This window comes from Methylobacterium sp. UNC378MF, from assembly GCF_900103195.1.
In the GTDB taxonomy this organism is placed as follows: domain Bacteria; phylum Pseudomonadota; class Alphaproteobacteria; order Rhizobiales; family Beijerinckiaceae; genus Methylobacterium.
Map to the genome: position 1 here is coordinate 1 of NZ_FMWU01000046.1, position 20,466 is coordinate 20,466.

At 67.7% G+C, this 20,466-nt stretch carries 27 protein-coding genes; 22 read left to right on the forward strand and 5 right to left on the reverse strand.

Annotated elements, in window-relative coordinates:
- The 4 genes from tuf to rpsL form a co-directional block, all read right to left on the reverse strand.
- A complete protein-coding gene (tuf, locus tag BLT59_RS28770) occupies positions 1–1,191 on the reverse strand; it encodes an elongation factor Tu (RefSeq protein ID WP_091778141.1) in 1,191 nt (396 codons plus the stop codon).
- Positions 1,192–1,248: 57 nt separating this feature from the next.
- Positions 1,249–3,324: an elongation factor G gene (gene fusA, locus BLT59_RS28775; RefSeq protein ID WP_091789217.1), complete on the reverse strand. Its 2,076-nt coding sequence runs from the start codon at positions 3,322–3,324 to the stop codon at positions 1,249–1,251.
- A 30-nt stretch (positions 3,325–3,354) separates the two neighbouring features.
- On the reverse strand, positions 3,355–3,825 hold the full coding sequence (gene rpsG, locus BLT59_RS28780; protein ID WP_007557567.1) for a 30S ribosomal protein S7: 471 nt from the start codon (positions 3,823–3,825) through the stop codon (positions 3,355–3,357).
- 128 nt (positions 3,826–3,953) lie between these two features.
- Positions 3,954–4,325, reverse strand: coding sequence for a 30S ribosomal protein S12 (rpsL, locus tag BLT59_RS28785; protein WP_007557568.1), 372 nt, complete (start codon positions 4,323–4,325; stop codon positions 3,954–3,956).
- A 966-nt stretch (positions 4,326–5,291) separates the two neighbouring features.
- On the opposite strand from rpsL, the gene BLT59_RS28790 reads away from it, so the two are divergent.
- From BLT59_RS28790 to BLT59_RS28870, 17 genes are all read left to right on the forward strand, one after another.
- Positions 5,292–6,095 (forward strand): ABC transporter substrate-binding protein, encoded by an 804-nt coding sequence (locus BLT59_RS28790; protein ID WP_210186000.1) that lies wholly within the window; start codon positions 5,292–5,294, stop codon positions 6,093–6,095.
- A 19-nt stretch (positions 6,096–6,114) separates the two neighbouring features.
- Complete coding sequence (locus BLT59_RS28795; protein WP_210186001.1) at positions 6,115–6,852, forward strand: amino acid ABC transporter permease; 738 nt, start codon at positions 6,115–6,117, stop codon at positions 6,850–6,852.
- Positions 6,849–7,541, forward strand: coding sequence for an amino acid ABC transporter permease (locus BLT59_RS28800; RefSeq protein WP_091789222.1), 693 nt, complete (start codon positions 6,849–6,851; stop codon positions 7,539–7,541). Before BLT59_RS28795 ends, BLT59_RS28800 begins: the two co-directional genes overlap by 4 nt.
- A 251-nt stretch (positions 7,542–7,792) precedes the next feature.
- A complete protein-coding gene (locus BLT59_RS28805) occupies positions 7,793–8,170 on the forward strand; it encodes a hypothetical protein (protein ID WP_091789225.1) in 378 nt (125 codons plus the stop codon).
- 575 nt (positions 8,171–8,745) lie between these two features.
- The gene (gene rplN / locus BLT59_RS28810; protein WP_010686182.1) at positions 8,746–9,114 is read left to right on the forward strand and encodes a 50S ribosomal protein L14; all 369 of its coding nucleotides are present in this window, start codon (positions 8,746–8,748) and stop codon (positions 9,112–9,114) included.
- Positions 9,114–9,428 carry a 50S ribosomal protein L24 gene (rplX, locus tag BLT59_RS28815; RefSeq protein ID WP_012319178.1) on the forward strand — a complete coding sequence of 105 codons (315 nt, stop codon included), beginning with the start codon at positions 9,114–9,116 and terminating at the stop codon, positions 9,426–9,428. Before rplN ends, rplX begins: the two co-directional genes overlap by 1 nt.
- Complete coding sequence (gene rplE / locus BLT59_RS28820; RefSeq protein ID WP_091789229.1) at positions 9,421–9,987, forward strand: 50S ribosomal protein L5; 567 nt, start codon at positions 9,421–9,423, stop codon at positions 9,985–9,987. Before rplX ends, rplE begins: the two co-directional genes overlap by 8 nt.
- Positions 9,988–10,027: 40 nt before the next feature.
- Complete coding sequence (gene rpsN / locus BLT59_RS28825; protein ID WP_091789232.1) at positions 10,028–10,333, forward strand: 30S ribosomal protein S14; 306 nt, start codon at positions 10,028–10,030, stop codon at positions 10,331–10,333.
- Positions 10,334–10,343: 10 nt separating this feature from the next.
- Positions 10,344–10,739: a 30S ribosomal protein S8 gene (rpsH, locus tag BLT59_RS28830; RefSeq protein ID WP_010686178.1), complete on the forward strand. Its 396-nt coding sequence runs from the start codon at positions 10,344–10,346 to the stop codon at positions 10,737–10,739.
- Between the two features lie 23 nt (positions 10,740–10,762).
- Positions 10,763–11,296 carry a 50S ribosomal protein L6 gene (gene rplF / locus BLT59_RS28835; RefSeq protein WP_091789235.1) on the forward strand — a complete coding sequence of 178 codons (534 nt, stop codon included), beginning with the start codon at positions 10,763–10,765 and terminating at the stop codon, positions 11,294–11,296.
- 10 nt (positions 11,297–11,306) lie between these two features.
- Positions 11,307–11,669 (forward strand): 50S ribosomal protein L18, encoded by a 363-nt coding sequence (gene rplR, locus BLT59_RS28840; RefSeq protein WP_010686176.1) that lies wholly within the window; start codon positions 11,307–11,309, stop codon positions 11,667–11,669.
- A 169-nt stretch (positions 11,670–11,838) separates the two neighbouring features.
- Entirely contained in the window at positions 11,839–12,426 is a 588-nt protein-coding gene (gene rpsE, locus BLT59_RS28845; protein WP_043355033.1) for a 30S ribosomal protein S5, read from the forward strand.
- A 12-nt stretch (positions 12,427–12,438) separates the two neighbouring features.
- A complete protein-coding gene (rpmD, locus tag BLT59_RS28850) occupies positions 12,439–12,630 on the forward strand; it encodes a 50S ribosomal protein L30 (RefSeq protein WP_020096280.1) in 192 nt (63 codons plus the stop codon).
- Positions 12,631–12,640: 10 nt separating this feature from the next.
- Positions 12,641–13,144, forward strand: coding sequence for a 50S ribosomal protein L15 (gene rplO / locus BLT59_RS28855; RefSeq protein WP_091789238.1), 504 nt, complete (start codon positions 12,641–12,643; stop codon positions 13,142–13,144).
- A gap of 160 nt (positions 13,145–13,304) precedes the next feature.
- Entirely contained in the window at positions 13,305–14,651 is a 1,347-nt protein-coding gene (gene secY / locus BLT59_RS28860; protein WP_091789241.1) for a preprotein translocase subunit SecY, read from the forward strand.
- Between the two features lie 167 nt (positions 14,652–14,818).
- Positions 14,819–15,421, forward strand: a complete 603-nt coding sequence (locus BLT59_RS28865) for an adenylate kinase (RefSeq protein WP_091789245.1) — start codon at positions 14,819–14,821, stop codon at positions 15,419–15,421.
- Positions 15,422–15,655: 234 nt separating this feature from the next.
- Complete coding sequence (locus BLT59_RS28870) at positions 15,656–15,889, forward strand: hypothetical protein (RefSeq protein WP_091789248.1); 234 nt, start codon at positions 15,656–15,658, stop codon at positions 15,887–15,889.
- Between the two features lie 9 nt (positions 15,890–15,898).
- Here the strand turns inward: BLT59_RS28870 and BLT59_RS28875 are convergent, their stop codons facing one another.
- On the reverse strand, positions 15,899–16,255 hold the full coding sequence (locus tag BLT59_RS28875) for a hypothetical protein (protein ID WP_091789251.1): 357 nt from the start codon (positions 16,253–16,255) through the stop codon (positions 15,899–15,901).
- A 252-nt stretch (positions 16,256–16,507) separates the two neighbouring features.
- Between BLT59_RS28875 and rpsM the strand changes: the two genes are divergently transcribed.
- The 5 genes from rpsM to rplQ all read left to right on the forward strand — a co-directional run bounded on the left by rpsM (position 16,508) and on the right by rplQ (position 20,116).
- On the forward strand, positions 16,508–16,876 hold the full coding sequence (rpsM, locus tag BLT59_RS28880) for a 30S ribosomal protein S13 (RefSeq protein WP_091789266.1): 369 nt from the start codon (positions 16,508–16,510) through the stop codon (positions 16,874–16,876).
- 172 nt (positions 16,877–17,048) lie between these two features.
- Complete coding sequence (gene rpsK / locus BLT59_RS28885) at positions 17,049–17,438, forward strand: 30S ribosomal protein S11 (protein ID WP_007557606.1); 390 nt, start codon at positions 17,049–17,051, stop codon at positions 17,436–17,438.
- Between the two features lie 25 nt (positions 17,439–17,463).
- Positions 17,464–18,336, forward strand: coding sequence for an MBL fold metallo-hydrolase (locus BLT59_RS28890; protein ID WP_091789270.1), 873 nt, complete (start codon positions 17,464–17,466; stop codon positions 18,334–18,336).
- A gap of 109 nt (positions 18,337–18,445) precedes the next feature.
- A complete protein-coding gene (locus BLT59_RS28895; RefSeq protein WP_010686165.1) occupies positions 18,446–19,465 on the forward strand; it encodes a DNA-directed RNA polymerase subunit alpha in 1,020 nt (339 codons plus the stop codon).
- Between the two features lie 240 nt (positions 19,466–19,705).
- On the forward strand, positions 19,706–20,116 hold the full coding sequence (gene rplQ / locus BLT59_RS28900; RefSeq protein WP_043355049.1) for a 50S ribosomal protein L17: 411 nt from the start codon (positions 19,706–19,708) through the stop codon (positions 20,114–20,116).
- Positions 20,117–20,466: the final 350 nt, after the last annotated feature.

Here is a 20,466-nt window from a genome sequence, read left to right on the forward strand (position 1 = left end):
TCAGTCGTTGATGGCGGCGACGACGCCGGCGCCGACGGTGCGGCCGCCCTCGCGGATGGCGAAGCGCAGCTTCTCCTCCATGGCCACCGGCACGATCAGCGCCACGTCCATGGTCACGTTGTCGCCCGGCATCACCATCTCGGTGCCTTCGGGAAGCGTGCAGATCCCGGTCACGTCCGTCGTGCGGAAGTAGAACTGCGGCCGGTAGTTGGTGAAGAACGGCGTGTGACGGCCACCCTCCTCCTTGGTCAGGATGTAGGCCTCGGCCTTGAACTTCGAGTGCGGCTTCACCGAACCCGGCTTGCACACGACCTGGCCGCGCTCCACGTCCTCGCGCTTCGTGCCGCGCAGCAGCACCCCGACGTTGTCGCCCGCCTGGCCCTGGTCGAGCAGCTTGCGGAACATCTCCACGCCCGTGACCGTCGTGGTCTGCGTGTCGCGGATGCCGACGATCTCCACCGTCTCGCCGACCTTCACGATCCCGCGCTCGACCCGGCCCGTCACGACCGTGCCGCGGCCCGAGATCGAGAACACGTCCTCGATCGGCATCAGGAACGGCAGGTCGATCGGACGCTCCGGCTGCGGGATGTAGGCATCCACCGTCGCCATCAGCGCCAGAACGGCCTCCTTGCCGATCTTCGGCTCCTTGTCCTCCAGCGCCATCAGCGCCGAGCCCTTGGTGATCGGGATGTCGTCGCCGGGGAAGTCGTACTTCGAGAGAAGCTCGCGCACCTCCAGCTCGACCAGCTCCAGAAGCTCCTCGTCGTCGACCATGTCGACCTTGTTGAGGAACACCACCAGCGCCGGAACGCCGACCTGGCGCGCCAGAAGGATGTGCTCGCGGGTCTGCGGCATCGGGCCGTCGGCCGCCGACACCACCAGGATCGCGCCGTCCATCTGCGCCGCGCCCGTGATCATGTTCTTCACGTAGTCGGCGTGGCCGGGGCAATCCACGTGCGCGTAGTGACGGTTCTGCGTCTCGTACTCCACGTGCGCCGTCGAGATCGTGATCCCGCGCGCCTTCTCCTCCGGAGCCTTGTCGATCTGGTCGTAGGCCGTGAACGTCGCCCCGCCCGTCTCAGCCAGAACCTTCGTGATCGCCGCCGTCAGAGACGTCTTGCCGTGGTCAACGTGACCAATCGTGCCAATGTTGCAGTGCGGCTTGGTGCGGGAGAACTTTTCCTTGCCCATCAGAGCCTCCTAAATTCGAATTCGTGTTGCGGAAGAAGAGATGCTGAGGCGTGAGCCTCAGGCGTACTTGGCGATGACCTTGTCGGCCTCGCCGCGCGGCACCTCTTCATAGTGGTCGAACTGCATCGTGAAGTTGGCGCGGCCCTGCGAGAAGGAGCGCAGCTGGTTCACGTAGCCGAACATGTTGGCCAGCGGCACCATCGCGTTGATGACGTTGGCGTTGCCGCGCATGTCCTGGCCCTGGATCTGGCCGCGGCGAGAATTCAGGTCGCCGATGACCGAGCCGGTATACTCTTCCGGCGAGACGACCTCGACCTTCATCACCGGCTCGAGCAGGACCGATCCGCCCTTCTGCAGGGCCTCACGGAAGGCCGCGCGGGAGGCGATCTCAAAGGCCAGCGCCGACGAGTCGACGTCGTGGTAGGCGCCGTCGACCAGCTCGACCTTCACGTCGACCACCGGGAAGCCGGCGAGCACGCCCGCGCCGAGGACCGAGTTCAGGCCCTTCTCGACGCCCGGGATGTATTCCTTCGGCACCGCGCCACCGACGATCTTCGACTCGAACGAGAAGCCGGCGCCCGGCTCGTTCGGCTCGACCACGAACTTCACGCGGGCGAACTGACCGGTACCGCCGGTCTGCTTCTTGTGCGTGTAGTCGATCTCCTGACGGCGGGTCAGCTTCTCGCGGTAGGCCACCTGCGGCTGACCGATATTCGCGTCGACCTTGTAGGTGCGGCGCAGGATGTCGACCTTGATGTCCAGGTGGAGCTCGCCCATCCCCTTGAGGATGGTCTGGCCCGATTCCTGGTCGGTGGAGACGCGGAAGGAGGGGTCCTCGGCGGCGAGCTTCGAGAGCGCGATGCCGAGCTTCTCCTGGTCGGCCTTAGACTTCGGCTCGACGGCGATCTCGATGACGGGCTCGGGGAACTCCATCTTCTCGAGGATCACGGCCTTCTGCGGATCGCAGAGCGTGTCGCCGGTGCGGGTATCCTTGAGGCCGGCCAGGGCGACGATGTCGCCCGCGAAGGCCTCCTTGATGTCCTCACGGTTGTTGGCGTGCATCAGGAGCATGCGGCCGACGCGCTCCTTCTTGTCGCGCGACGAGTTCAGGACGTTGGCGCCGGTCTCGACCTTGCCGGAATACACGCGGCAGAAGGTGATCGTGCCGACGTGGGGATCGTCCATGATCTTGAAGGCGAGCATGGAGAAGGGATCCGAATCCGTCGGGTGACGGACGGTCTCTTCCTCGGTCTTGAAGTCGATGCCCTTGATCTCGCCGCGATCGGCCGGGGAGGGCAGGTAGTCCACGACGGCGTCGAGGAGCGGCTGCACGCCCTTGTTCTTGAACGCCGAGCCGCACAGCACCGGGTGGAAGGCGCGCAGCTGCACGGCCTTGCGCACGAGCTTGCGCATGGTCGCCTCGTCCGGCTCGGTGCCGTCGAGGTAGGCCGACATCGCCTCGTCGTCGAGCTCGACGCAGGCTTCGACCAGCTTGGTGCGGTACTCGACCGCTTGGTCCTTCAGGTCGGCCGGGATCTCGGCCTCGTCGAAGTTGGCGCCGAGCGCCTCGCCCGACCAGACGATCGCCTTCATCTTGATGAGGTCGATGACGCCCTGGAAGTTGGACTCGGCGCCGATCGGCAGCTGCAGGCAGACGGGCTTGCCGGCGACGCGGTCGATGATGTCGGCGACGCACTTGAAGAAGTCGGCGCCGATCTTGTCCATCTTGTTGACGAACACGACGCGCGGCACGTCGTACTTGTCGGCCTGACGCCACACGGTCTCGGTCTGCGGCTCGACGCCCTGGTTGCCGTCGAGCACACACACGGCACCGTCCAGCACGCGGAGCGAGCGCTCCACCTCGATGGTGAAGTCGACGTGGCCGGGGGTGTCGATGATGTTCAGGCGCTTGTCGCGCCAGAAGCAGGTCGTCGCAGCCGAGGTGATCGTGATGCCACGCTCCTGCTCCTGCGCCATCCAGTCCATGGTGGCGGCGCCCTCATGGACCTCGCCGATCTTGTGGGACTTTCCGGTGTAGTAGAGGATCCGCTCGGTCGTCGTGGTCTTGCCGGCATCAATGTGGGCCATGATGCCGAAGTTGCGGTAGTCCTCGATCGCGTGCGTGCGGGGCATCGGATTGCTCCTGAGAGACGGCGGAACCGCTTACCAGCGGTAATGCGAGAAGGCGCGGTTGGCTTCCGCCATCCGGTGCGTGTCTTCGCGCTTCTTGACGGCGTTGCCGCGGTTGTTCGCGGCGTCGAGCAGCTCGGCGGAGAGACGCTCGATCATGGTCCGGTCGTTGCGCGAGCGGGCCGCCTGGATCAGCCAGCGGATGGCCAGGGCCTGACGACGCTCGGTGCGCACCTCGACCGGGACCTGGTAGGTCGCGCCGCCGACGCGGCGGGAGCGGACCTCGATCATCGGGGCGACGTTGTCGAGGGCGGCGCGGAACACCTCGATCGGGTTGGCGCGGGCGCGGTTCTCGACGATGTCGAAGGCACCGTAGACGATCCGCTCGGCGGTCGACTTCTTGCCCTCGTACATGATGGAGTTCATGAACTTCGTCAGCACCACGTCCCCGTACTTCGGGTCCGGGATGATCTCACGCTTCTCGGCAGAGTGACGACGGGACATCTTCAGAGACTCTCGAACGAAAAGATCTTAAGCGCCCCGCGCAGGCCGCCTGAGCCGTGAGGCCGGCGACATCCTTGCGAGGCCGTGGAAACGCAGACCGGCGCCCGGGAAAAATCCGGGCGGCCGACTTACTTCGGACGCTTGGCGCCGTACTTCGAACGGCGCTGCTTGCGGTTCTTCACGCCCTGCGTGTCGAGCACGCCGCGCAGGATGTGGTAGCGCACACCCGGAAGATCCTTCACGCGGCCGCCGCGGATCATGACCACGGAGTGCTCCTGAAGGTTGTGACCCTCACCCGGGATGTAGCCGATCACCTCGAAGCCGTTGGTGAGGCGGACCTTGGCGACCTTGCGGAGCGCCGAGTTCGGCTTCTTCGGGGTCGTCGTGTACACGCGGGTGCAGACGCCGCGCTTCTGCGGGCAAGCGTCGAGCGCCGGAACCTTGTTGCGGCTCCGCTGGATCTTCCGCGGCTGGGCGATCAGCTGGTTGATCGTCGGCATCCTGTGCCCTCTTCCTCGGTCACCTAGGCCGGACTGCGCTGGGCAATCCGCAAAACGAATATGCGCCGGAGGGCCTGTCACGGACCCTCGGCGCGGTGTGGGCAGAGGAGCACGCCCGAAACGAACGCGCTCGTACCTACGGATCTGACTCAAGCGTCAGGCGATTTGAACCCTCGGAGCGCTCGGGGCGATTGCGACAGCGTCCGGGGGTATGCCCAAGGGCCGTCGGCAGCCGATGGCCGTCCGAAGTGGCGCGCTTCTAGCCGCCGTTGCCCGGGAGGTCAATGCGGTCGCGGCAGAAAACTGCGCCGCGGCGGAGGTTAAGGTTCGGTCAAGGCGCGCGATCGGCCGTTCTGTGCGCCGCGGCGGGTCCCGGACGCGGCACCGATCGGGACAGCCCGTCGGAGCGCCGATCCGGAATTGAATGCGATCAGGATCGCGAAACCCGTCCGACGAATCGCGCTTGTCCGATCGGACAGAGCGGCGGGTTGCGGTGTCGAGGGACATGGCGCAGGCGTGCAATCTGAAGCCGCGTCACGCGCACGGCGCCGGTCGCTGCATGTCGCCGGGGTTCGGTCGGGCCGGCGGCGGCCTGCCACGACGGCGCGGGCGTGGCGCGCGGCATCCTCGGCTGAAAACGGTGCCGGGTGCCGATCTGATTCTGCGGCTACCGCGGCCTGCCGGCTCCGGGATCTCAGCGTGGCCACAGGGACGGCCTCGCCCCTCGGAAGAAAGATCCACCGCGTTCTCCGGCGCGACACCGGCGTTCCGTGCTCCGGATCCGATAAAGAAAGAAAATCCGGACCGTTGATCGAGGCAACACCTTCGTAGAACACTGCCGGTGCTCGGACGAGTCGGGCAGAACATCTTCGATGGCTGACCGCTCGACTTGGTCGGCACGGCCGAGGATCGTTCGTCATCGCTGGCCGTGCCGAATCGTGTTCGCCGACGTCAATGGAGATACCCGTGCGCCGTCTCTTCGCCCTCGCCCTGGCAACGTTCCTGTCGGTGGGTGCCGCCCAAGCCGACCGTCTCGACGACATCAAGAAGGCCGGCATTCTCCGGGTGGCCGCGTTCGACAGCAATCCGCCCTTCGGCTTCGTCGATCCGGCGACGAAGCGGATCACCGGACTCGATCTCGACTACGCGCAGGCCCTCGCCGACAAGCTCGGCGTGAAGCTGGAGGTCCGGCCGACCAACCCGGCCAATCGCATCCCGCTGCTCACCTCCGGCAAGGTCGATCTGGTGCTGGCGAACTTCACCATCACGGAGGAGCGGGCGAGGCAGCTCGATTTCAGCATCCCGTACTTCGCCTCCGGCCAGCAGTTCCTGGCGAAGAAAGGCACCCTGTCCTCGCCTGACCAGCTGAACGGGCTCCGGATCGGTGCCGACAAGGGAACGACCAACGAGATCGTGCTGCGCCGCGACTTCCCGAAGGCAACCGTTGTCGCCTTCGACGACACACCCTTCGCGTTCACTGCCCTGCGCAACGGCAACGTCCAGGCGATCACGCAGGATGGGCCGAAGCTCGTCGGCTTGCTGGCGAAGGTGCCGGACCGGGAGAACTACGAGATCCCGCCCTTCAGCATCTCCAACGACTACATCGGCATCGGCATCCCGAAGGGCGAAACACGACTGCGGGAATTCGTGAACGAGACCCTGCGCGACCTGGAGGCGAGCGGAAAGGCGGCGGCGATCTACGAAAGCTGGTTCGGGCCGAAGACCGAGCAGCCGCTGCCGCGCCTGTTCCGGATCGGCGACCACCTCTAGCGGAGGCGGAGCGGCGGAAGTGGATCAGCTGGTCGGCGATCTTCTGGCGCCCCGCTATCTCGCCTGGCTGCTTCAGGGCTTCGGAGTGACCCTGGCCCTGTCGGCCGCCGTCTGCCTTGCGGGCACGGCGCTGGGGCTCGCGGCCTGCAGCCTGCGCGAAGTGGGCGGCGAAGCGGGGCGGCGCGCCGTGGCCGGCTATGTCGGTCTCGTCCGCAACACCCCGCTGCTGGTGCAGCTCTTCGTCTGGTACTTCGCGGCGGCCGCCCTTCTTCCGCGAGCGATCACCGTCTGGCTGAATGCGCCGCATGTCCTGAACCTGGGTGTCGGCGCCCTGTACTGGCCTGCCTACGAGACGCTGGCCGGATTCTGCGGGCTCACGCTCTACGCTGGCGCTTACATCGCCGAAGAGGCCCGCGCCGGGATCAACGGCGTCCGTGCGGCCCAGCGGGGGGCGGCCCTCGCCCTCGGCCTCACGCCGGTCCAGGCCTTCCGCCACATCGTGCTTCCCCAGGCCCTGCGCCTCGCCTGGCTGCCGATCGTCGGCCAGTACCTGAACACGATCAAGAACACGTCGCTGACCATGACGATCGGTCTGGCGGAGCTATCCTACGCATCCCGGCAGGTCGAGACGGAGACCTTCAAGACTTTCCAGGCCTTCGGAATCGCGACGCTGCTCTATGTCGGCGCGGTGGCGGCGGTGGAAATGGCGGGGCAAGCCCTGGCGCGCCGCTCCCGCCCGGCAGGTTCGCGGCGATGACTCTGTCGGTCATCACAGACAATCTCGGTTACCTGCTGGTCGGGGCCTGGCCTGACGGGCCGATCGGCGGGCTTGCCCTGACTCTGATACTCTCCGGCCTGTCCGGTCTCGTCTCGGCCGTGCTGGGTTTGATCCTGGGCCTCGGGCTCGCGATGAGCGCCGGGGCCACCCGCGCCGCCCTCGCCGTCGGGCTCGGCCTCTTGCGGGCCGTGCCGATCGTGATGCTGATCTTCTGGCTCTACTTCCTGCTGCCGATCCTGTTCGGCCTGTCGGTCCCCGAGATCGGGACCGTGGTGGCGGCCCTGTCGCTCGTCGGGGGTGCCTATCTGTCCTACGGAGTGGCGGCGGGAATCGAGAGCGTCGGCCGCGGCCAGTGGGAAGCGGGGCTGGCGCTCGGCTTCGGCCGCTGGCCGACCTTGCGGTTCATCGTCCTGCCGCAGGCGCTACGGGCGATGGCGCCGTCCTTCGTCAATCAGTGGACGGCGCTCATCAAGGACACGTCGCTCGCCTACGTGATCGGGGTGCCCGAACTCTCCTTCGTGGCCGCGCAGGTGAACAACCGCGCCATGATCTACCCCACCGAGATCTTCCTGTTCGTCGGCGCCGTCTACGGCATCCTGTGCGTGTCCCTCGACGGGCTGGCCTCCCGGCTCGCCCGGCCGCGCTCGGTGACGGTCCATCGAGCCTGAGAGGGCCGCTTCGACCCGCCGTCGCCGGTCCAGGCGCCGGCAGACGATCAGGTCCGCGGGCGGGCGGGTCGGAGGCGTATCCCCGGCATCGGTTGCGAGGCGGCAAATCCTGCCGGGTTGCCGCCCGGGGCGTGCCGGATCGGGGCAGGAGAGCGCCATCAGGGTCTACGGAGAATTAAAGGCCTCCGTCGAATTGTCGCGATCAACGAGCGGCCGGGACGCCGCTCAAGTTCGCGTCAAGGGTGTTGCGTATGGGTTGCGTCGCGGTCAGCAACGTCGTTCCGTTCCGGCGGGCCGTCCCCGCTCAGGCGCCGGGCGAGCGGGAGGCGCGGAACCGGCGCCGCAGCGAGCAGCGGTCCCTGCTGGACGCGCTCTACGCCACCGGCAGCATGGTCGTTGCCGCGGAGGATCGCGGGATGAAGCTCACGGCCTCCCGGCTCCAGGTCTACGGGTTCCTGGCGATCGAAGAGGTGGGCGAGGACGGCCTCATGCGGCGGCTCCGCCCGTCCGAGGCCATTCGCGCCCGCTCGGAGCGCCCCTGGCGCCTGTCGAAGCCGACGAGCGGCGCGGCGGTGACGATCCCGAGCCTCGACGGTTTCCTGTTCGAATCGGCCGGCCAGCCGGCCTGATCCCGGCCCGTGCAAGCCTTGCGACCGGTGCGCCGAGGGGCGTGCCGGTCGTTGCACGTCGGGATAGGCGAACCGGGACGCTGATCCCGGGTCGGGTTGCGCCACGTCCGGCGCGATCCGGATTCGCCTGCCGCTTCATGGCGAATCGCCGGCCGGCTCTCGCGCCCGGTTCCGCCCCGCCCCATCCGTTCGGGAAACGGGTCCGGGACTGGTGGCACGCTCCCGCTCCCGGATACCGGGACGGCAGGACCAACGCTCCGCACGCGGCGCGCAAAGCGCCACGCGGGCCGCGCCGCCGCGAACCAGCCTCCGCGCTGGATCATACCACCCACCCGGGATGAACGATTTCGCGCCGTTCGGCTTGCCATCGCGGGCCGCCCGTAGTATCCGCCCGGCCTTCGCGAGAATTTCGATGGGTGCTCGCACCCTGTGAACGCGGTGACCGCGCCGGTGTCGCATGACACCGCCAGCGCGGTCGAACACATGAGCCGGGGACGTCAAGTCCCCATCAGGCGTCGTCCGCCGGGCAATACCGTCCGTGTGCGGAAACCCGCCTGAAACAAGGAGTCACGCACGTGATCCAGATGCAGACGAATCTGGACGTCGCCGACAACTCGGGTGCACGCCGTGTGATGTGCATCAAGGTTCTCGGCGGGTCGAAGCGCAAATATGCCGGCGTGGGCGACGTCATCGTCGTCTCGGTCAAGGAGGCGATCCCGCGCGGTCGCGTCAAGAAGGGCGACGTCATGAAGGCGGTCGTCGTCCGCACCGCCAAGGACGTGAAGCGTGCCGACGGTTCGGTCATCCGCTTCGACAAGAACGCCGCGGTCCTGATCAACAATCAGAAGGAGCCGATCGGCACCCGTATCTTCGGACCGGTGCCGCGCGAGCTCCGCGCCCGCAACCACATGAAGATCATCTCCCTGGCTCCGGAGGTGCTGTGATGGCTGCCAAGATCAAGAAGGGCGACAAGGTCGTCGTGCTCACCGGCCGCGATTCGGGCCGGTCGGGCGAGGTGATCCAGGTTCTGCCGAAGGAAGGCCGGGCCTTCGTGCGCGGCATCAACCTGGTCAAGAAGCACCAGAAGCAGACCCAGAACCAGGAAGGCGGCATCATCTCCAAGGAGGCCGCCATCCAGCTCTCGAACATCGCGGTCGCGGACGCCAACGGCAAGCCGACCCGCGTGGGTTTCCGCATACTCGAAGACGGGCGCAAGGTCCGGTTCGCCAAGACCACGGGGGATCAGATCGATGGCTGAGGCCGACAAGAACGCCTACACCCCCCGTCTGCGCAAGCACTACGAGGAAGTGGTTCGCCAGAAGCTGATCGAGGAGTTCGGCTACAAGAACCCCATGGAAGTGCCCCAGATCACGAAGATCGTGATCAACATGGGCGTCGGCGAGTCCACCGCGGATTCGAAGAAGGCCTCGGTGGCTGCGGGCGATCTCGCCCTCATCGCCGGCCAGAAGCCGGTCATCACCAAGGCCCGCAAGGCCATCGCGACCTTCAAGGTCCGCGAGGGCATGCCGATCGGCTGCAAGGTGACCCTGCGCAAGCAGCGCATGTACGAGTTCATGGACCGGCTGATCACGATCGCGCTGCCGCGCGTGCGCGACTTCCGCGGCCTGAACCCGCGCTCGTTCGACGGCCGCGGCAACTACGCCCTGGGTCTCAAGGAGCACCTCGTGTTCCCGGAGATCTCCTACGACAAGGCCGAGCAGACCTGGGGCATGGACATCGTCGTGGCGACCACCGCCAAGACCGATGCCGAGGCCAAGGCTCTCCTCGCCGCCTTCCAGTTCCCGTTCCGGCAGTGAAGCCCTCGGGCTTCAGACGCGGACACCGGAGATAGACCACATGTCGAAGAAAAGCTCAGTCGAGAAGAACGAGGCCCGCAAGGCGCTGGTGAAGCGCTTCGCGGCCAAGCGGAAGGCGCTCCTCGAGATCGCCAACAACGATGGCCTCGAGATGGAGGAGCGCTTCGAGGCGCGCCTCAAGCTCGCGGAACTGCCGCGCAACTCGTCGGCCACCCGCATCCGCAACCGCTGCGGCATGACCGGCCGCCCGCGCGCCTATTACCGCAAGATGGGCATCTCGCGCGTCGCACTGCGCGAGCTTGGCAACCGGGGCCTGATCCCCGGCCTGGTCAAGTCGAGCTGGTAAGGAGGTCCCCATGGTCAACGATCCCGTGGGCGACATGCTCACCCGCATCCGCAACGGCCAGCTGCGCCGTCGCAACGTCGTCCAGACGCCCGGCTCGCGCCTGCGCGCCAGCGTCCTCGACGTGCTGAAGTCCGAGGGCTACATCCGCGACTACGCGGCGACCGACCTCGGCAACGGCCGCACCGAGTTCGCCATCGAGCTCAAGTACTACGACGGGCGCCCCGTGATCCGCGAGATCAAGCGCGTGTCGAAGCCGGGCCGCCGGGTCTACTCGTCGGTCGGCGAGCTGCCGCACGTGGCCGACGGCCTCGGCGTCACCATCGTCTCCACCCCGCAGGGCGTCATGGCCGACCACGAGGCGCGCGAGCGCAACGTCGGCGGTGAAGTGCTCTGCACCGTGTTCTGATCGGGGCATAAGGAGGTTTTCCCATGTCTCGCGTAGGCAAGAAGCCGGTCCCTGTGCCGGCCGGCGTTACCGCCACGGTCACCGGTCAGACGGTGAAGATGAAGGGTTCGAAGGGCGAGCTGTCCTTCGTGGTCCCCTCGCTCGTCAACGTGGCGATGAAGGACGGCGCGATCGAGGTCCAGCCGGTGAACCAGTCCAAGCCGGCGCGCTCCCTGTGGGGCACGTCGCGGGCGCAGATCGCCAATATCGTCGAAGGCGTGTCGAAGGGCTTCGAGAAGAAGCTCGAGATCACCGGCGTCGGTTACCGCGCGGCGATGGCCGGCAAGGCCCTCAAGCTGTCGCTCGGCTACAGCCACGACATCGAGTACGCGATCCCGGCCGGGATCACGATCGCAACCCCGAAGCCCACCGAGATCACGATCTCCGGGATCAACCGCCAGCAGGTCGGTCAGGTCGCCGCCGAGATCCGCGACTACCGCGGACCCGAGCCCTACAAGGGCAAGGGCGTGAGGTATGCGGGCGAGTTCATCTTCCGCAAGGAAGGCAAGAAGAAGTAAGGAGGGCATCATGTCTCGCAAGCTCGAAGCCCTCGATCGCCGCAAGGCGCGCGTCCGCCGCGCGCTGCGGGCGGCCGCCAATGGCCGTCCGCGGCTCTCGGTGTTCCGCTCGTCGAAGCAGATCTACGTGCAGGTCATCGACGACGTCGCCGGCAAGACGCTGGCCGCCGCCTCGTCGATCGACAAGGCACTCAAGGGCGAACTCAAGACCGGCGCCGACGTCGCCGCCGCCAAGGCGGTGGGCAAGCTGGTCGCCGAGCGCGCCAAGGCCGCAGGCGTCACGAAGGTGATCTTCGACCGCTCCGGCTACATCTATCACGGCCGTGTCGCGGCCGTGGCCGAGGCCGCCCGCGAGGGTGGCCTGGAGTTCTAAGGAACGTCTCTCCTCCCCCTTGCGGGGAGGAGCTGGAGGTTGGGGTGATTCAGGATGAGGCGCTACGGTGCCTCCTCCAGCGCCCCACCCCTAACCCCTCCCTGCAAGGGGGAGGGGAATCGAGCGAGCGGGTCTTCGGATCTGCGCCAGTGAGATAGGCTGCAAAAACATGGCACGTGAACGTGAAGGCGGGGGCCGCGGCCGCCGCGATGATCGCGAGGAGCGCGACAGCGAGTTCGTGGACAAGCTCGTCCACATCAACCGCGTCGCCAAGGTGGTGAAGGGTGGCCGTCGCTTCGGCTTCGCGGCCCTCGTCGTCGTCGGCGACCAGAAGGGCCGCGTCGGCTTCGGCCACGGCAAGGCCCGTGAGGTGCCGGAGGCCATCCGCAAGGCGACCGAGGCGGCCAAGCGTGGCCTGATCCGCGTGTCGCTCCGCGAGGGCCGGACCCTGCACCACGACGTCAACGGCCGCCACGGCGCCGGCAAGGTGATCCTCCGCGCGGCCCCGCAGGGCACCGGCATCATCGCCGGCGGCCCGATGCGCGCCGTGTTCGAGACGCTCGGCATGCAGGACGTCGTCGCCAAGTCCCTGGGTTCGTCCAACCCCTACAACCTCGTGCGCGCCACCTTCGAGGCGCTCAAGAACGAGGACAGCCCGCGCTCCGTGGCGGCCCGCCGCGGCATCAAGGTGTCGACCCTCCAGTCGCGCCGCCGCGATGCCGATCCGGCCGACCAGTCCGAAGCTGCGGTCGCGTAAGGGGAGGGTCCGATGGCACAGAAGACCGTCCGCATCGAGCAGATCGGCTCGCCGATCCGCCGCGAGGCCAGCCAGCGCCAGACGCTGATCGGCCTGAAGCTCAACAAGCTCCACCGCGTGTCCGAGCTGGAGGATACCCCCTCCGTGCGCGGCATGATCCGCAAGGTTGCGCACCTCGTGCGCGTCCACGGCGACGTGGCGTGAGGAGGTTCCGATGAAGCTCAACCAGATCAGCGACAATCCCGGCGCCACCAAGGACCGGATGCGCGTCGGCCGGGGCATCGGCTCCGGCAAGGGCAAGACCGCAGGCCGCGGCGTGAAGGGCCAGAAGGCCCGGACCGGCGTGTCCATCAAGGGCTTCGAGGGCGGTCAGATGCCGCTGCATCGGCGCCTGCCGAAGCGCGGCTTCAACAACCTCTACGCCCAGGACCTGAACGAGGTGAATCTCGGCCGGATCCAGGAAGCCGTCGATGCGGGCAAGCTCGACAAGGCCGCCACCGTGACGGTGCAGAGCCTGGTCGAGGCCGGCATCATCGCCCGTCCGCGCGATGGCGTGAAGCTGCTCGGCGTCGGCGAGCTGACCGCGAAGCTCAGCTTCGAGGTCACCCGCGCCTCCAAGTCCGCCGTCGAGGCGGTCGAGAAGGCCGGCGGCTCGGTCAGCGTCGTCTACGCCCAGGGTGCTTCCACCCGCGGCGGCAGCGAGGCGGCCACGGCCTGACGGGAGCGAGCGCTGCGGGAGCGACCCGGGGACCCGTTGCACGGGCTCCGCGCTCCCTATAAGCCGATCCTTCGAGCGGCGGCCCTGCGACCACGCGGGCCGCCGTTTTCATTTCATCCGGGTGCCGACCGCCCGGCGACACTTCCAGGACGCGACGCTTATGGCCTCAGCCGCCGAGCAGCTTGCCGCCAACCTCAATTTCGGTGCGATCGCCAAGGCCGATGAGCTGAAGAAGCGCATCTGGTTCACGCTCGGCGCCCTCGTGGTGTTCCGGCTGGGCACGTACATCCCGATCCCCGGCATCGACCCGGAGCAGTTCGCCCGGAACTTCCAGCAGCAGGCCGGGGGCGTGCTGGGCCTGTTCAACATGTTCTCGGGCGGCGCCGTCGAGCGCATGGCGATCTTCGCCCTGAACATCATGCCCTACATCTCGGCCTCGATCATCGTGCAGCTCCTGACCTCGGTGATCCCGAGCCTGGAGGCCCTGAAGAAGGAGGGCGAGTCCGGCCGCAAGGTCATCAACCAGTACACCCGCTACCTCACGGTGGTGCTGGCGCTGGTCCAGTCCTGGGGCATCGCCGTCGGCCTTCAAGGCTCCTCGGCCGCGATCGATCCGGGCCCGTTCTTCCTCGCCTCGACCGTGATCACGCTGACCGGCGGCACCCTGTTCCTGATGTGGCTCGGTGAGCAGATCACCTCGCGCGGCATCGGCAACGGCTCGTCGCTGATCATCTTTGCCGGCATCGTCGCACACCTGCCGGTGGCGATCGCGGGTGCGCTCGAACTCGGCCGGACCGGCGCGCTGTCGCCGGCGATCATCCTGGGCGTTGGCGTCGCCGCCGTGGCGCTGGTCTATTTCATCGTCTTCATGGAGCGGGCCCAGCGCCGCCTCCTGATCAACTACCCGAAGCGCCAGGTCGGCAACCGCATGTACGAGGGCCAGACCTCGTTCCTGCCGCTCAAGCTCAACACCTCGGGCGTGATCCCGCCGATCTTCGCCTCGTCGCTACTGCTGCTGCCGGCCACCGCCGCGAGCTTCTCGGCCAACGGTGGCGCCACCGGCTGGCTCGGCACGGTCACGGCCTATCTCGGCCACGGCACGCCGCTGTTCATGGTGCTCTACGCGGCGCTGATCATCTTCTTCACGTTCTTCTACACTGCGGTGGTCTTCAATCCGCAGGAGACGGCCGACAACCTGAAGAAGCATGGCGGCTTCATCCCGGGCATCCGCCCGGGCGAGCGCACCGCGGCCTTCATCGACAAGGTGCTGACCCGCATCACGGTGATCGGCGCCCTGTACCTGACCCTCGTGTGCCTGTGCCCGGAGATCCTGTCGTCCTATGCGGCCGCGAGCCTCGGCTTCGGCGGCACCTCGCTGCTCATCGTGGTCTCGGTGACCATGGACACGGTGGCACAGATCCACGGGCACCTGATGGCCCACCAGTACGAGGGCCTCGTGAAGAAGGCCAAGCTGCGTGGCGCCTCGACCACGCAACGCCGGCGCTAGGCCTGCTACAGAGGCGGGACGACACCAAGCTTCTCCCGTCTCTGGCCCAAAGGTCCGGGTGTCTCCGCGCCCGGGACCGGCTAGAAATCCCCGAATCCGGCGATGCCAGGGAGGCTTCGCCACCACGGCTTGTGCCCAATGAGACTGGGCCGAACGAGGACAACGCCATGCGTATCATTCTGCTCGGGCCGCCCGGTGCGGGGAAGGGAACGCAATCCGAGCGGATCGTGCAGCGCTTCGGCATTCCGCAGCTCTCCACGGGTGACATGCTGCGCGCGGCGGTGGCGGCCGGCACGCCGGTAGGCCTCGAGGCGAAGGCGGTGATGGAATCGGGCGGCCTCGTCTCTGACCGGATCGTGGTCGGCATCGTCGCCGACCGGATCGAGGAGCCGGATGCCCGCCGCGGCTTCATCCTGGACGGGTTCCCGCGGACTGTCGCCCAGGCCGAGGCACTCAGCGAGATGCTGGCCGGCAAGGGCCTGAGCCTCTCCACGGTCATCGAGCTGAAGGTTGACGAGAACGCCCTTGTCGGCCGGATCGAGAAGCGCGCGGCCGAGACCCTGGCCCGCGGTCAGGCCGTGCGCAAGGACGACACCCCCGAGGTGTTCAAGCAGCGCCTGGAGGCCTATCGCGCCCAGACGGCGCCGCTGTCGGCCTATTACGCCGCGAAGGACATGCTGAAGACCGTCGACGGCATGCAGCCGATCGACAAGGTTACCGCGGACCTGATGGCCGTCCTGGAGCCGCACGAGGAGCGGGTCGCGTCCTGATCACCAAGCGAGGCACCGGTACCCTGTCCGCTCGACAGCGACGGCAGGGTAGGGGGGCAAGCACAGCCTGCGGTAGCCGCGTGAGCGCAACCTCGTGACGACAGGGCAGTGCGCCTTCGGCATCGGTCATACCAGCCGCGAGAGCAGAACTGCCCGACGGCGATCCTGTCGACCGGGTGGTGACTTGCCCGTTATGTCGATCGTTCGCGTGACGCAGCATCGATCGGAAGCACCATGACCCTGCGCCTTGCCGTTACGACAGCTGTCCTCGCCCTCGCGTTTGCGCTCCCGGCCCTCCCGGCCGCGGCGCAGAGCCCGGCCCAATCCTTCGTGTACGGGCAGAAGCAGTTCCGCCACGCCTGCCGACCGCCGCTCAAGTTCGCGGCCGGAGCCTGCGTCCGCCACTGCCCGGCCGGCTACCAGAATATGGGCGGCTACTGCCGGTTGCGGAATCAGGGCTTCCGCTGAGGCGCAGGGTCAGAGCCGGCCCTCGCGACGCAGCGTGCCGAAGAAATTGACGACGTCCATCGCCAGGGACCGGTGACCGAACAGGCGTAGGGGATACCCGTCGGTGGTGTCCTCGCGCATCTCGATCATCGCCGTCATGACGTTGTAGCGGAACACCATCTGGCGCCCGGCGAAGGTGGCCCAGAGCAGGCCTGGCCCGTCATCCGCGCTTTGCAAGGCCACGGAGCCGGGCTCGGCCTCGGCCAGCACGCCGCCGATGACAGCCAGGGTCACGGGGACGACCTCGTCGAGGGTCTGGTCGGCGGCCCGCAACACCGCATCGGCGAAGGCCCGCAGGGTGGCGCCGTCGCTGGTCAATAGGGACATCCACGCTCCTCGATCACGCAGGACTCGGCCTGGCGCACGGTGCAGGTCGGCGCGCCGAACCGGCAACACCGCGTTGACATCGGGCCTCCCGCGCGCTAGCAGGCCCTCCTTCGTCCAACCGCGCGATGGTCCGAGGTGCCCTGTCCAGGGCCGCCCGCGGGCCGCGTCGTCGTTTCACGTGCGCAGGGGCCGGCCTCCACCGGACGCGCATGACACCGGCCCGGATCACCGGGCCTTACATGGAGAGTGATCGTGGCCCGTATCGCAGGCGTCAACATCCCGACCAACAAGCGCGTCGTCATCGCGCTTCAGTACATCCACGGCATCGGCGCCAAGAAGGCCGAGGAGATCACCCAGAAGGTGAACATCCCCGCCGAGCGTCGGGTCAACCAGCTGACCGACGCCGAGGTTCTCTCGATCCGCGAGACAATCGACCGCGACTACCTCGTCGAGGGCGACCTGCGCCGCGACGTCTCGATGAACATCAAGCGCCTCATGGATCTCGGCGCCTATCGCGGCCTGCGTCACCGCAAGCAGCTGCCGGTCCGCGGCCAGCGCACCCACACCAACGCCCGCACCCGCAAGGGCAAGGCGAAGCCGATCGCCGGCAAGAAGAAGTAATTTTTGGGATCGGGAGGCTGGGCTCCGCTCGGCCTCCTTCCCGTCGCGCCGGGTGTCCCGCGAGGAACCCGGCTTTGGCATGACGGTCCTGCACGGACGCGCCGGCCAAGTCCCAAAGAGAATCCCGAGCGCCTGGCATTACGGGCGCGCTTGAAGGAAGAGTGAGACCAGAATGGCCAAGGAACCGCAACGCGTCCGCCGCCGCGAACGCAAGAACATCGTGTCGGGCGTCGCCCACGTGAACGCCTCGTTCAACAACACGATGATCACCATCACGGACGCGCAGGGCAACACGATCTCGTGGTCGTCGGCCGGCGCGATGGGCTTCAAGGGCTCGCGCAAGTCGACGCCGTACGCCGCTCAGGTCGCCGCCGAGGATGCCGCCCGCAAGGCGTCCGAGCATGGCATGCGCACCCTCGAGGTCGAGGTTTCGGGTCCGGGTTCGGGCCGTGAGTCGGCCCTCCGCGCCCTTCAGGCCGCGGGCTTCACGGTGACCTCGATCCGCGACGTGACGTCGATCCCGCACAACGGCTGCCGCCCGCGCAAGCGCCGCCGCGTCTGATCGAAGCCTGGTGACGGAGAAGCTCATGACGGGATCGAAGCCGCTTCCGGGCGTGCTGCGTTGGAACCTCGGCGACCTCACGGTCACCGCGCTCAACGACGGCTGGTTTCAGGCCAGCCTCGATCTCGTCACGGGCATCTCCAAGGAAGAGGCCGGGCGGCTTCAGCGGGCGGGCTTCCGCACCGAGCAGCCCAAGATCACGCTGAACGCCTTCCTGATCACCGGTCCCGGCCTGAAGCCGACCCTGATCGACACGGGCTACGGCGACCTCGCGCCGGCACCGACCCTGGGCCGCGCCGGCGCGGCGCTCGCGCTCACCGGCGTCACGCCGGAGGAGATCGGCGCGGTGCTCGTCAGCCACCTGCACCCCGACCATGTCGGCGGGCTCGTGAAGGACGGCGCGGCGCGCTACCCGAATGCCGAGATCGTGCTGCATGCCGACGAGGCGGCGCATTGGCTCCCGGACGCGGCCCTGGCCCAGGCGCCGGAGGCCGCGAAGCCCTATTTCGAGGGCGCCCGCAAGGCGCTCGCACCTTATGCCGGCCGGGTGCGCGAGCACCGGGGCGGCGAGGTTCTTCCGGGGATCACGGCGGTCCACCTGCCCGGCCACACGCCGGGCCATTGCGGTTTCCGCATCGTATCCGGTGGACAGTCGCTGCTGATGTGGACCGACGTGGTGCACCTGCCGGCGATCCAGTTCAAGAACCCGGAGGCCGGCGTCGGCTTCGATGTCGACGGCGATCAGGCGCGGGAGACGCGCAAGCGGATCCTGGACGAGGTGGCACGCGAGCGGACGCTCATCGCCGGCGGCCATCTCGAATTCCCGGCGCTCGGCACCGTGGACCGGGACGGGGCTGGCTACAGCTTCGTGCCGGTGCTGTGGGTCGGCGGCGAGTAACGACGGACAGACATTCAGGGACCGTTCGGGGCGCCAGGGGGCGGCGCCGGACGGCCGAAGCGCGGGGGACGGTCGTCGCGGATCCCGGGCAAGGACGAGAGGTAGGATCGTGGTCATTCAGAAGAATTGGCAGGAACTGATCAAGCCGAACAAGCTGCAGGTCACGACCGGCGACGACCCGAAGCGGGTCGCCACGGTCGTCGCCGAGCCGCTCGAGCGCGGCTTCGGCACGACGCTGGGCAACGCCCTGCGCCGGGTGCTCCTGTCGTCGCTCCAGGGCGCGGCCGTGACCTCGGTGCAGATCGACGGCGTGCTGCACGAGTTCTCGTCGATCCCGGGCGTGCGGGAGGACGTCACCGACATCGTCCTCAACATCAAGACCATCGCGATCCGCTCGCAGACGGATGCGCCCAAGCGCATGACCCTGCGCAAGACCGGCCCGGGCCTCGTCACAGCCGGTGACATCGGCACGGTCGGCGACATCCAGATCCTGAACCCCGACCTCGTGATCTGCACGCTGGACGACGGCGCCGAGATCCGCATGGAGTTCACGGTCGCCACCGGCAAGGGCTACGTCCCGGCCGAGCGCAACCGCCCCGAGGACGCGCCGATCGGCCTGATCCCGGTCGATTCGCTGTTCTCTCCGGTGACCAAGGTCAGCTACCGCGTCGAGACGACCCGCGAGGGCCAGGATCTCGACAAGGACAAGCTGACCATGACGGTCGAGACCAACGGCGCGGTCTCGCCGGAGGATGCGCTCGCCTACGCGGCGCGCATCATCCAGGACCAGCTGCAGGTCTTCGTGAACTTCGAGGATCCGCGCAAGGAGGAGGCCGCCCCGCTCGCGCCGCAGCTGCCCTTCAACCCGGCGCTGCTCAAGAAGGTCGACGAGCTGGAGCTGTCGGTCCGTTCGGCGAACTGCCTGAAGAACGACAACATCGTCTACATCGGCGATCTCATCCAGAAGTCCGAGGGCGAGATGCTGCGGACCCCGAATTTCGGCCGCAAGTCGCTCAACGAGATCAAGGAAGTGCTCGCCGGCATGGGCCTGCACCTCGGCATGGACATCCCCGGCTGGCCGCCGGAGAACATCGAGGACCTCGCCAAGCGCTTCGAGGAGCATTACTAGGCCGTCCTCCCGCGCTCCGTCCTCATCGTGAGGCGCCGGAGCGCGACGGAGGCCTCGAAGGAGGCCTCCGGCTGCCCTAGCGAGACCTGGAGACCTCCTTCGAGGCTGCTGCGCAGTTCCTCGGGATGAGGGCTCAGGGTTGGAGTTCCCGCCGCGGGGTCATGCGGAATCAACCGCCCCGTTCTCGGGGCATCCGGCCGTACCGTGGCACGGCGGCCGAGACGAGAAGGAAGCCAGCACATGCGTCACGGTTATCGCGGTCGCCGTTTCAACCGCACCGCCGAGCATCGCAAGGCGATGTTCGCCAACATGTCGGTTGCCCTGCTCAAGCACGAGCAGATCATCACCACCCTGCCGAAGGCGAAGGATCTGCGTCCGGTCGTCGAGAAGCTGATCACGCTCGGCCGCATCGACAGCGTGCACACCCGGCGTCTCGCCATGGCGCAGCTGCGCGACGCCGACATGGTCAAGAAGCTCTTCACGGTGCTCGGCCCGCGCTACAAGGGTCGCCCGGGCGGCTATTGCCGCATCATGAAGGCGGGCTTCCGCCAGGGCGACAACGCCCCGATGGCGGTGATCGAGTTCGTCGACCGCGACGTCGAGGCCCGCGGCAAGGATTCCGGTCCGAGCCAGGTCGCCGAGGCCGCCTGAGCCTTACCGGGCGTCTCCACGCTCCCGTCCATCGCGAAGCCGTCCCGGATCAACCCGGGGCGGCTTCGCGCATTTCGGCGCCGCGGTCCTCGGAGCGCCCGAGAGCAATGGCGGCGGCACAGAGGGCCGCCGACGCTGCTGCGCTGCGCGCAATGACGGTCGCACATAAGAAAACCCGCCGGCTCGCGCCGACGGGTCTGAAGCAGGGTCCACGTTTCGGATGGTCGCGGGAGCTCGCCCTGGCGGCCCGTATCGGACGGGCCGGGAACTCGACCGCGCCGCGTTCTGAAACCCCTATCCCTGCCGGAACTCGTCCGGTGGACCGTCCTGGTCTGGTTCGTTGTCACGCC